The 11,829-nt window shown below is 68.7% G+C and carries 10 protein-coding genes; all 10 read left to right on the plus strand.

Features of this window, described 5'->3' with window-relative positions; translation table 11 throughout:
- Positions 1–28: 28 nt before the first annotated feature.
- On the plus strand, positions 29–1,438 hold the full coding sequence (gene leuC, locus FHT26_RS06965) for a 3-isopropylmalate dehydratase large subunit (RefSeq protein ID WP_168559430.1): 1,410 nt from the start codon (positions 29–31) through the stop codon (positions 1,436–1,438).
- Positions 1,439–1,452: 14 nt separating this feature from the next.
- Entirely contained in the window at positions 1,453–2,097 is a 645-nt protein-coding gene (leuD, locus tag FHT26_RS06970; protein ID WP_168559431.1) for a 3-isopropylmalate dehydratase small subunit, read from the plus strand.
- 25 nt (positions 2,098–2,122) lie between these two features.
- Positions 2,123–3,202: a 3-isopropylmalate dehydrogenase gene (gene leuB, locus FHT26_RS06975; RefSeq protein ID WP_168559432.1), complete on the plus strand. Its 1,080-nt coding sequence runs from the start codon at positions 2,123–2,125 to the stop codon at positions 3,200–3,202.
- A 52-nt stretch (positions 3,203–3,254) separates the two neighbouring features.
- Complete coding sequence (asd, locus tag FHT26_RS06980) at positions 3,255–4,388, plus strand: aspartate-semialdehyde dehydrogenase (RefSeq protein ID WP_168559433.1); 1,134 nt, start codon at positions 3,255–3,257, stop codon at positions 4,386–4,388.
- 266 nt (positions 4,389–4,654) lie between these two features.
- A complete protein-coding gene (locus tag FHT26_RS06985) occupies positions 4,655–7,330 on the plus strand; it encodes a motility hub landmark protein FimV (protein WP_282597145.1) in 2,676 nt (891 codons plus the stop codon).
- A gap of 10 nt (positions 7,331–7,340) precedes the next feature.
- Complete coding sequence (gene truA / locus FHT26_RS06990) at positions 7,341–8,156, plus strand: tRNA pseudouridine(38-40) synthase TruA (protein ID WP_168559434.1); 816 nt, start codon at positions 7,341–7,343, stop codon at positions 8,154–8,156.
- 9 nt (positions 8,157–8,165) lie between these two features.
- Positions 8,166–8,825 carry a phosphoribosylanthranilate isomerase gene (locus FHT26_RS06995; RefSeq protein ID WP_168559435.1) on the plus strand — a complete coding sequence of 220 codons (660 nt, stop codon included), beginning with the start codon at positions 8,166–8,168 and terminating at the stop codon, positions 8,823–8,825.
- 13 nt (positions 8,826–8,838) lie between these two features.
- Positions 8,839–10,083 (plus strand): tryptophan synthase subunit beta, encoded by a 1,245-nt coding sequence (gene trpB, locus FHT26_RS07000; RefSeq protein ID WP_168559436.1) that lies wholly within the window; start codon positions 8,839–8,841, stop codon positions 10,081–10,083.
- Complete coding sequence (gene trpA / locus FHT26_RS07005) at positions 10,080–10,907, plus strand: tryptophan synthase subunit alpha (protein ID WP_168559437.1); 828 nt, start codon at positions 10,080–10,082, stop codon at positions 10,905–10,907. Before trpB ends, trpA begins: the two co-directional genes overlap by 4 nt.
- Positions 10,904–11,776, plus strand: a complete 873-nt coding sequence (accD, locus tag FHT26_RS07010) for an acetyl-CoA carboxylase, carboxyltransferase subunit beta (RefSeq protein WP_168559438.1) — start codon at positions 10,904–10,906, stop codon at positions 11,774–11,776. The genes trpA and accD overlap by 4 nt, the downstream gene beginning before the upstream one ends.
- Positions 11,777–11,829: the final 53 nt, after the last annotated feature.

The raw sequence follows: 11,829 nt of genomic DNA on the forward strand, positions 1-11,829 counted from the left end.
TTCGCCTGCGTTCACTTCGGAAACTGTCATGGCCCGCACGCTCTACGACAAAATCTGGGACGAGCACGTCGTCCACACCGAAGACGACGGCACCGCCGTCCTCTACATCGATCGCCACCTGGTGCACGAAGTCACCAGCCCGCAGGCGTTCGAAGGCCTGGACCTGGCGCACCGCAAGGTGTGGCGCCTGTCGGCCAACCTGGCGGTCAGCGACCACAACGTGCCGACCACCGACCGTTCTCACGGCATCGCCGACCCGATCTCGAAGCTGCAGGTCGACACGCTGGACGCCAACTGCGACCGCGTCGGCATCACGCAGTTCAAGATGAACGACAAGCGCCAGGGCATCGTCCACGTGATCGGCCCGGAGCAGGGCGCCACGCTGCCGGGCATGACGGTGGTCTGCGGCGATTCGCACACCTCCACGCACGGCGCCTTCGGCGCGCTGGCGCACGGCATCGGCACCAGCGAGGTCGAGCACGTGCTGGCCACGCAGACGCTGCTGGCGCGCAAGGCGAAGAACATGCTCGTCAAGGTCGACGGCGTGCTGCCGCGCGGCTGCAGTGCGAAGGACATCGTGCTGGCCATCATCGGCAAGATCGGCACCGCCGGCGGCACCGGCTACACCATCGAATTCGCCGGCAGCGCGATCCGTGCCCTCAGCATGGAAGGCCGCATGACGGTCTGCAACATGGCGATCGAAGCCGGTGCGCGCGCCGGGCTGGTCGGTGTCGACGACACCACCATTGCCTACGTGAAGGGCCGTCCGTTCACGCCCGCCGGTCTCGAATGGGATCACGCGGTCGCCTACTGGCGCACGCTGCACACCGACGCCGGCGCGCATTTCGACGCCGTCGTCGAGCTCGACGCGTCGACCATCCGCCCGCAGGTCACCTGGGGCACCTCGCCCGAGATGGTGCTGTCGATCGACGACCGCGTACCCGATCCCGACCGCGAGAAGGACAGCGGCAAGCGCGGCGCGATGGAGCGTGCGCTGCAGTACATGGCGCTGGAACCGAACAAGCCGATCGCCGACATCCTGATCGACAAGGTGTTCATCGGCTCGTGCACCAACTCGCGCATCGAGGACCTGCGCGAGGCCGCGGCCGTCGTGCGCCGCATCGGCGGCAAGCTGGCGTCGAACGTCAAGCTGGCGCTGGTGGTGCCGGGCTCGGGCCTCGTGAAGGAACAGGCCGAGCGCGAAGGCCTCGACGTGGTGTTCCGCGGCGCCGGCTTCGAATGGCGCGAGCCGGGCTGCTCGATGTGCCTCGCGATGAACGCCGACCGGCTCGAGCCGGGCGAGCGCTGCGCGTCGACGTCGAACCGCAACTTCGAAGGCCGCCAGGGTGCGGGTGGGCGCACCCACCTGGTCAGTCCGGCGATGGCGGCTGCCGCGGCCATGCAGGGCCATTTCGTCGACGTGCGTCGGCTGTCCTGAAGGAGACCCGGACCATGCAAGCCTTTCGCATCCACACCGGCCTGGTCGCGCCGCTCGACCGCGAGAACGTCGACACCGACGCGATCATCCCGAAGCAGTTCCTGAAGTCGATCAAGAAGTCGGGGTTCGGCCCGAACCTGTTCGACGAATGGCGCTACCTCGACCGTGGCGAGCCCGGGCAGGATCCGTCCACCCGCAAGCGCAACCCCGATTTCGTGCTGAACCAGCCGCGCTACCAGGGCGCTTCGGTGCTGCTCACGCGCAAGAACTTCGGCTGCGGCTCGTCGCGCGAACACGCGCCGTGGGCGCTCGACCAGTACGGCTTCCGCGCCATCATCGCGCCGAGCTATGCCGACATCTTCTTCAACAACTGCTTCAAGAACGGCCTGCTGCCCATCGTGCTGCCCGAGCACGAGGTGAGCCGGCTGTTCGACGAGGTGAACGCCTTCGTCGGCTACCAGCTGACGATCGACCTGGAGCGCCAGGTCGTCGAGCGGCCGGGCGGAGAGGCGATCCCTTTCGACGTCCAGCCGTTCCGGAAATTCTGCCTGCTCAACGGCTTCGACGACATCGGCCTGACGCTGCGCCACGCCGACAAGATCCGCGCGTTCGAGGCCGAGCGCCTGTTGAAGAAGCCGTGGCTCGCGCAACGCGTCTGAGCCCGACCAACCAAGGAACTGACTCGTGAAGATTGCGATCCTGCCGGGCGACGGCATCGGGGTGGAGATCATGGCCGAGGCCGTCAAGGTGCTCGGTTGCCTCGACCTGCGCTTCGAGATGGAAGAGGCCAAGGTGGGCGGCGCGGCCTATGCCGCGCACGGCCACCCGCTGCCGCCGGCCACGCTCGCGCTGGCCAAGTCGGCCGATGCGGTGCTGTTCGGCGCCGTCGGCGACTGGCAGTACGACAAGCTCGAACGCCACCTGCGCCCGGAGCAGGCCATCCTGGGCCTGCGCAAGAACCTGGAGTTGTTCGCCAACTTCCGCCCGGCGATCTGCTACGAAGAGCTGACCCATGCGTCGACCCTGAAGCCCGAGGTGGTGGCCGGCCTCGACCTGCTGATCATCCGCGAGCTGACCGGCGACATCTACTTCGGCCAGCCGCGCGGCCGGCGCGCGTCGCCCGACGGCGCGTTCGCCGGTGCCGACGAGGCCTTCGACACGATGCGCTATTCGCGCCCCGAGATCGAGCGCATCGCGCACGTCGCGTTCCAGGCCGCGCGCAAGCGCAGCAAGAAGGTGCTGAGCGTCGACAAGGCCAACGTGCTGGAGACCTTCCAGTTCTGGCGCGACGTCGTCACCGAGGTGCATGCGCAGTACCCCGACGTGGCGCTGGAGCACATGTACGTCGACAACGCCGCGATGCAGCTGGTGAAGGCGCCGAAGCGGCTCGACGTGATCGTCACCGGCAACATGTTCGGCGACATCCTCAGCGACGAAGCCGCGATGCTGACCGGCTCGATCGGCATGCTGCCGTCGGCCTCGCTGAACGCGAAGAACCAAGGGCTGTACGAGCCGAGCCACGGCTCGGCGCCCGACATCGCCGGCAAGGGCATCGCGAACCCGCTGGCCACGATCCTGTCGGCCGCGATGATGCTGCGCTTCAGCCTGAACCAGGAAGCGGCGGCGCAGCGCATCGAGGCGGCCGTCAAGGCGGTGCTGGCGAAGGGCCTGCGCACCGTCGACATCCACAGTGAAGGAACCACGAAGGTGGGGACGAAGGAGATGGGCGACGCCGTGGTCGCCCACCTGAAAGCGAACGGCTGATCCGTTCGCTTCTTCCCTCTTTCACGACACGAATTCAACGACAGGAATCAAGATGGCTACGAGATTGGTCGGCCTGGTGGGCTGGCGCGGCATGGTGGGGTCGGTGCTGATCGACCGCATGGCGCAGGAAAACGACTTCGAACTGATCGAGCCGGTGTTCTTCAGCACCAGCAATGCCGGCGGCAAGGCGCCCGCCTACGCGAAGAACGAAACCACGCTGCAGGATGCGAACGACATCGAGGCGCTGAAGCGCTGCGAGATCGTCATCACCTGCCAGGGCGGCGACTACACCAACGAGGTCTACCCGAAGCTGCGCAATGCCGGCTGGAACGGCCATTGGATCGATGCGGCGTCGTCGCTGCGCATGAAGGACAACGCGGTCATCGTGCTCGACCCGGTCAACATGCCGGTGATCAAGAACGCGCTGGCCGCCGGCGGGCGCGACTGGATCGGCGGCAACTGCACCGTCAGCTGCATGCTGATGGGCGTCGGTGCGCTCTACAAGGCCGGCCTGGTCGAGTGGATGAGCACGCAGACCTACCAGGCGGCCTCGGGCGGCGGCGCGCAGCACATGCGCGAGCTGCTGACGCAGTTCGGCACGCTGAACGCCGAGGTGCGCCCGCTGCTCGACGACCCGAAGAGCGCGATCCTCGAGATCGACCGCAAGGTTGCCGCGAAGCAGCGCTCGCTCTCCGGCGCGGAGACCGCCAACTTCGGCGCACCGCTGGCCGGCAGCCTGATCCCGTGGATCGACAAGGACCTGGGCAACGGCATGAGCAAGGAAGAGTGGAAGGGCGAGGCCGAGACCAACAAGATCCTCGGCCAGGGCGCGGGCTTCGGCACGCCGCCGGTGCCGGTCGACGGCTTCTGCGTGCGCATCGGCGCGATGCGCTGCCACAGCCAGGCGCTCACGTTCAAGCTCAAGAAAGACGTGCCGTTGGCCGACATCGAAGCCTTGATCGCCAACGACAACGCCTGGGTCAAGGTCGTGCCGAACACGCGCGAAGCGACGCTGGCGGACCTGACGCCGGTGTCGGTGACCGGCACGATGACGATTCCGGTCGGGCGCTTGCGCAAGATGGCGATGGGGCCGGAGTACCTCGGCGCCTTCACCATCGGCGACCAGCTGCTGTGGGGTGCGGCCGAACCGCTGCGCCGCATGCTGAGGATCCTGCTCGGGCACTGACGAGCGGCATTGACAAGAAGTTACCAATGAAGACGGGGTGTCCGGTTGCGTTGCCTCACTGCAACAGGACACTCCCGGGACGGCCCGAATCCCGCCTCCGGCGGGAATGTCAGCCATTGCATGAGCTTGTCTTCGTATCTAGTTGATGTTATTGTGTTTTCTACTGCGCCTGGGGTGCGTGCTGGTTCCGTTTGAAAAATCATAAGAACTATGCCAATCGACGGGGGCCTTTGCACACTGCCCGCCACCTCCACTTGGGAGACGCCTTGAAAAGAAATTCGCTGTTCGCTCGCCGCTTTGCTCTGACCGGCGTGGCCATCGCTGCCATGTGCCTGTCTGCCACCAACGCCTGGGCGCTCGGCCTCGGACGACTGGCGGTTCAGTCGGCGCTTGGTGAAACCCTGCGCGCGGAAATCGACGTCACCAGTCTGACGCCCGAAGAAGCCTCGAACCTGAACGTGCGCATCGCGCCGCCGGAGTCGTACCGCGCCGCCGGCGTCGACTACAACCAGGTGCTGCCGGCCACGCAGGTCGTGCTGCAGCGCCGTCCCGACGGTCGTGCCTTCCTGAAGGTCACCAGCGATCGCGCGGTGCAGGAGCCCTTCGTCGACGTGATCCTCGAGATCACCTGGTCGACCGGCCGCCTGGTCCGCGAATACACGATGCTGTTCGACCCGCCGTCGACGCGCACGCTGGCCGCCGCGCCGCCGGCCACGTCGCCGGCGCTGTCGTCGGCCACTGAAGCGCCTTCGGCCGCGGCGCCTGCTTCCGCACCGCGCTCGACCCGTCCGGCACCGGCCCCACGCCCCGCGGTCACCGCCGATGCACCACCGGCACCGGCACGCAACACGCCGCGCGTCGCCGCGGCACCGTCCGCCGACACCGGAGCCGAAACCGGCTCGGGCGCCGACGAGTACAAGGTCAAGCCTGGCGACACGCTGTCGCGCATTGCCGGCAACACCAGGCGCCAGGGCGTCTCGCTCGACCAGATGCTGGCGTCGCTGTACCAGGGCAACCCGGACGCGTTCCTGAACAACAACATGAACCGGCTGAAGGCCGGTGCCGTGCTGGCCGTGCCGTCCGCCGAGACCGCGAAGGCCATCACGCCGACCGAAGCGCGCCAGCTGATCCAGGCGCAGAGCGCCGACTTCGGCGCCTACCGCCAGCGCCTGGCGAGCGGCGTGGCACCGTCGAAGGTCGAAGGCGCGTCGCGCCAGACCAGCGGCACCGTGCAGGCCGAGGTCGACGACCGAAAGAAGGCCGCCGCCCCGACGCCCGACAAGCTGACGCTGAGCAAGGGGACCGCGTCCACGCCGGAAGCGAAGGTCTCGAAGGAACTGCAGGCCAAGGAGAATTCGTCGCGCGTCGCCGAACTCTCGAAGAACGTCGAAGAGCTGAAGAAGCTCGGCCAGGCCTCGGCCGGCGCCAAGGCCGGCTCGCCGGCGCAAGCGCCCGCGCCGGCCGCGGTGAACGTGCCGGTGAAGCCGCCGGTCACGCCGCCGCCGGCCCCTGCACCTGCTCCGGTTCCCGCACCTGCCCCGGCGCCGGTCCCCGCACCGGTTCCTGCGCCCGCGCCGGCACCGGTCCAGGCGCCTGCCCCGGCACCGGCACCCGCGCCGGTGATCGAGACGCCGGCCTCGGCCCCTGCCGAAGCCGCGCCGGTCGCTGCCGCGTCGGCGCCCGAGGCCGCCAGCGCGCCGGTCGTCGCTGTCGCGCCGCCGAAGCCCGCGCCGGCTCCTGCACCTGCCCCGGCGCCCGAACCCGGCTTCCTGTCGTCGCTGTTCGATGACAACCTGCCGGCGCTGCTCGGCGGCATTGCCGTGCTGCTGCTCGGCGGTTTCGCGGCGTGGCGCTTCAGCAAGCGCGCGAAGCGCGACAGCGGTGAGACGTCTTTCCTGGAAAGTCGCCTGCAACCGGATTCTTTCTTCGGGGCCAGCGGCGGACAACGCATCGACACGCGTGACGCCGGCGGAGCTTCGTCGTCGATGAGCTACTCGCTGAGCCAGCTCGATGCCATCGGCGACGTGGATCCAGTGGCCGAGGCCGATGTCTACCTGGCCTATGGCCGCGACCTGCAAGCCGAAGAGATCCTGAAGGAGGCCATGCGCGCGAGCCCCGAGCGCCTGGCGATCCGCACCAAGCTGCTCGAGGTCTATGCGAAGCGCCGCGACACCAAGGGCTTCGAACTGCTCGCGACGCAGCTGTTCGGCTTGACCGGCGGCGAAGGCGAAGACTGGGCCAAGGCCCAGGAGATCGGCCAGCAGATCGATCCGGAAAACCCGATGTACCGCCCGGGCGGCGCGCCGTCGACCGGCCAGGGCCAGGCACGACCGTCGGCCGAGGTGCTGGGCGCCAGCACGATGCCGCAATCGGTGCTGCCGTCGCCTTCGGAATTCGGTGCCAGCGGTTCGCACGGCAGCGGGTTCGACACCACCGGCGGTGGCATGGACCTCGACCTCGACCTGGCGCTGCCGAGCGGCTCGGCCGTGTCGGCGCCGCACCTGCCGGAAGAGACCCAGCCGCTGCCGACCGGCGAGGTCGGCCACTCGCTGGACGACATGAGCTTCGACCTGCCGCTGGATCCGCCGCCCCCGCCGCCGCGCGCGGCACCGGCCCCGGCACGCAGCGCGCCGGCCAGCGCACCGATGGACTTCGACCTGTCGAGCATCTCGCTGGACCTCGGCGATTCGACGATCCCTGCGCCGGCCGCGCCGCGCGCCGCCGCGGCTGCACCGGCATCGAGCAACGAGTTCGGCGACATCGACCTGGGCGACACGCCGGACGACGGCTCCGACCCGATCGCGCGCAAGCTCGAACTGGCTGAGGAATTCCGCCAGATCGGCGACATGGAAGGTGCCCGCGACCTGCTGCAGGAAGTGATTGCCAAGGCGAGCGGCGCGACCAAGACGCGCGCTCAAGCCATGCTCTCCGACCTCGGGTGAACGAAGGAACGTGAGCCAAGAGAAGCTGGCCCTCGGTATCAGCTACCAGGGCCAGGCCTACCGCGGCTGGCAGAGCCAGCCGGGCGGGCAGACGATCCAGGACCATCTCGAGCGGGCGTTGTCGCAATTCGCGGCCACGCCCGTTCGCACGATGTGCGCCGGCCGCACCGATGCCGGCGTGCATGCGCTGAACCAGGTGGTGCACCTGCACGCACCGGTCGCGCGCGAGACCGAGTCGTGGATGCGCGGCACCAACCGCTTCCTGCCGCCCGACATCGCGGTGCAGTGGTGCCGGCCGGTGCCCGATGATTTCCACGCCCGCAACAGCGCCCGCGGGCGCCGCTATGCCTACCTGCTGCTCGAGTCGCGCGTGCGCGCGGCCATCGGCGCCGGCGCGGCCGGCTGGGTGTTCCGCCCGCTCGACGGCGATGCGATGCGCGAGGGCGCCGCGCTGCTGATCGGCGAGCATGATTTCAGCGCCTTCCGGGCCGCCGAATGCCAGTCGCCGACGCCGGTGAAGACCTTGCGCGAAATCCGCATCCGGCGCTTCGGCGCGTACTGGCGCTTCGATTTCGACGGCAATGCCTTCCTGCACCACATGGTGCGCAACATCATGGGCTGCCTGGTGGCGATCGGCGCCGGGCAGCGTGCGCCGGGCTGGATGGCCGACGTGCTGGCCTCGCGCTCGCGCAGCGCCGCGGCGCCGACCTTCTCCCCGGACGGGCTGTACTTCACCGGGCCGTACTACGATGCGCGCTTCGAGATCCCGGACCACACGCCGCCGATGGACTGGCTGCCCGGTGGGACGGAGTCGACCACCCCCTGACCCGATCCGATGAGTGCACGCACGCGAATCAAGATCTGCGGCCTGACGCGCGAGGCCGATGTCGATGCGGCCGTCGCGGCCGGTGCCGATGCGGTCGGCTTCGTGCTGTACGAGCGCAGCCCGCGGCACGTCAGTGTCGAGCGCGCGGCCGAGCTGGCGCGCCGGCTGCCGCCCTTCGTCACGCCGGTCACGCTGTTCGTCAATGCCACGCCGGCGCTGATCGCCAGCGCGGTCGCGGCGATCCCGAACCTGCTGGCGCAGTTCCACGGCGACGAGACGCCGGCCGACTGCGCCGCCGCCGGGCGGCCGTTCCTGCGGGCCGCGCGCATGGCGGGGGATTTCGATTTGCTAGACTTCGCGGCTCGGTTCCCGCTCGCCCAGGGGCTGTTGCTCGACGCTCATGTCGACGGGTATGGCGGAGGCGGAAAGGTCTTTGATTGGTCACTCATTCCTCGAAACGTGCGCTCTCCAGTCGTTTTGTCTGGTGGGTTGCATGCCGGAAATGTGATCGAAGGAATTCTTCGGGTGCGGCCCTGGGCCGTTGACGTGAGTTCCGGCGTCGAGGCAGCCAAGGGCATCAAGGATGCCGGGCTGATCCGCCGTTTCTGCCATGCCGTGCGCGAAGCCGACGCCCTTGTCGTCAGCACCGCGGTGGCCACCCCACCCTGAAGCGAGTCAATCCATGTCGAAATACCAGCAGCCCGATGCCAGCGGGCATTTCGGGCCCTATGGCGGCACCTTCGTCGCCGAGACCCTGATCCACGCGCTCGATGAACTGAAGGCGGCCTATGCCGAGGCGCAGCGCGACCCGGCCTTCCTGGCCGAGTACCACAGCGAGCTGAAGCACTTCGTCGGCCGGCCGAGCCCGGTCTACCACGCCGCGCGCATGAGCCGCGAACTGGGCGGCGCGCAGATCTACCTGAAGCGCGAAGACCTCAACCACACCGGCGCGCACAAGATCAACAACACCATCGGCCAGGCGCTGCTGGCCCGCCGCATGGGCAAGCCCCGCGTGATCGCCGAGACCGGCGCCGGCCAGCATGGCGTGGCCACCGCCACCATCTGCGCGCGCTACGGCATGGAGTGCGTCGTCTACATGGGCAGCGAAGACGTCAAGCGCCAGTCGCCCAACGTCTACCGCATGCAGCTGCTCGGCGCGAGCGTGGTGCCGGTCGAGAGCGGTTCGAAGACGCTGAAAGACGCGCTGAACGAAGCGCTGCGCGACTGGGTCACGAACGTCGAGAACACCTTCTACATCATCGGCACGGTGGCCGGCCCGCACCCGTACCCGGCGATGGTGCGCGACTTCCAGCGCGTGATCGGCGACGAATGCCTGCTGCAGATGCCCGAGCTGGCCGGTCGCCAGCCCGATGCGGTGATCGCCAGCGTCGGCGGCGGCAGCAACGCGATGGGCATCTTCTATCCCTACATCGAGCATGCCGGCACGCGGCTGATCGGCGTCGAAGCGGCGGGGCAGGGGCTCGATTCCGGCAAGCATGCCGCGAGCCTCAGCGCCGGCTCGCCCGGCGTGCTGCACGGCAACCGCACCTACCTGCTGCAGGACGAGAACGGCCAGATCATCGAGACGCACTCGATCTCCGCCGGCCTCGACTACCCGGGCGTCGGCCCGGAGCATGCGTACCTGAAGGACACCGGCCGCGCCGAGTACGTCGGCATCACCGACGACGAAGCGCTGAAGGCCTTCCACTACCTGTGCCGCACCGAGGGCATCATCCCGGCGCTGGAGTCGTCGCATGCGGTCGCGCATGCGATGAAGCTCGCGCCGACGATGCGCCCCGACCAGCACCTGCTCGTCAACCTGTCCGGCCGCGGCGACAAGGACATCGGCACCGTCGCCGACCTGTCGGGCCAGAAGGTCTACGCGCAGCCGTCCGAAGCGGGCCAGACCGTCAAGGGGGCCGCATGAGCCGCATCGCCACCCGCTTCAATGCGCTGAAGAAGGAAGGCCGCAAGGCGCTGATCCCGTACATCACCGCCGGCGACCCGTACCCGGACGCGACGGTCGAGCTGATGCTCGCGATGGCCGATGCAGGCGCCGACGTGATCGAACTCGGCGTGCCGTTCTCCGACCCGATGGCCGACGGCCCGGTGATCCAGAAGGCGGCCGAACGCGCCCTTGCGAAGAAGATCGGCATGCCGCAGGTGCTCGACTACGTGCGCGGCTTCCGGGCCCGCAACACGACGACGCCGCTGGTGCTGATGGGCTATGCCAATCCGGTGGAGCGCTACGACCAGCGCCATGGCGCCGACGCCTTCGTGCGCGATGCCGCCGCGGCCGGCGTCGACGGCGTGCTGGTCGTCGACTACCCGCCCGAGGAGTGCGAGGCCTTCGCTGCGCGGCTGAAGGCGGCGCAGCTCGACCCGATCTTCCTGCTCGCACCCACCTCCACCGAACAGCGCATGAAAGATGTCGGCCGCATCGCGAGCGGCTATGTCTACTACGTGTCGCTGAAGGGCGTGACCGGCGCCGGCCACCTCGACACCGACGCGGTGGCCCGGATGGTGCCGCGCATCCAGGCCCATGTGCACGTGCCGGTCGGTGTAGGCTTCGGCATCCGCGACGCCGAGACCGCCATCGCGGTCGCGAAGGTGTCGGATGCGGTGGTCATCGGATCCCGCATCGTGCAATTGCTCGACACCCAGACGCGCGACAATGTCGTCCCCGCGGCCGCGGCGTTCATCGCCGAGATCCGCGCCGCCCTCGATACCCTGAAAGGAGCTCCCGCATGAGTTGGCTCGAGAAACTGCTTCCGCCGAAGATGCAGCAGACGGACCCGAGCGAGCGCCGCACGGTGCCCGAAGGCCTGTGGATCAAGTGCCCGTCGTGCGACACCGTGCTCTACAAGAGCGACCTCGAGCAGAACATCAACGTCTGCCCGAAGTGCGGCCACCACCACCGCATCCGCGCGCGCGCGCGGCTCGATGCCTTCCTCGACGGCGAAGGCCGCTACGAGATCGGCCAGGAGGTGCTGCCGGTCGACGCGCTGAAGTTCAAGGACAGCAAGCGCTACCCCGAGCGGCTCAAGGAATCGCTCGAGAGCACCGGCGAGACCGATGCGCTGGTCGTGATGGGCGGCGCGGTGCTCAGCATCCCGCTGGTGGCGGCCTGCTTCGAGTTCGACTTCATGGGCGGCTCGATGGGCTCGGTGGTCGGCGAGCGCTTCGTGCGCGGCGTCGAGGCGGCGGTCGAGCAGAAGGTGCCGTTCGTCAGCTTCGCGGCCACCGGCGGCGCGCGCATGCAGGAAGGCCTGCTGAGCCTGATGCAGATGGCCAAGACCAATGCCGCGCTGACGTTGCTGGCGAAGGCGAAGCTGCCGTACATCAGCGTGCTGACCGACCCGACGATGGGCGGTGTCTCGGCGAGCTTCGCGTTCGTCGGCGACATCGTGCTGGCCGAGCCGAAGGCGCTGATCGGCTTCGCCGGCCCGCGCGTGATCGAGAACACCGTGCGCGAGAAGCTGCCCGAAGGCTTTCAGCGCGCCGAATTCCTGGTCAAGACCGGTGCGATCGACGGCATCGTCGACCGGCGCGAACTGCGCACGACGATCGCCCGTTCGCTCGCGATGCTGCAGCGCCAGAGCGCCGACGCGGTGGCCTGACACCGAACCTCGCTGCCCCACTGAAAGGCGGCCTCGGCCGCCTTTCCTTCTTC

It is taken from the genome of Rhizobacter sp. SG703 (genome assembly GCF_012275445.1).
Taxonomy (GTDB): Bacteria; Pseudomonadota; Gammaproteobacteria; order Burkholderiales; family Burkholderiaceae_C; genus Rhizobacter.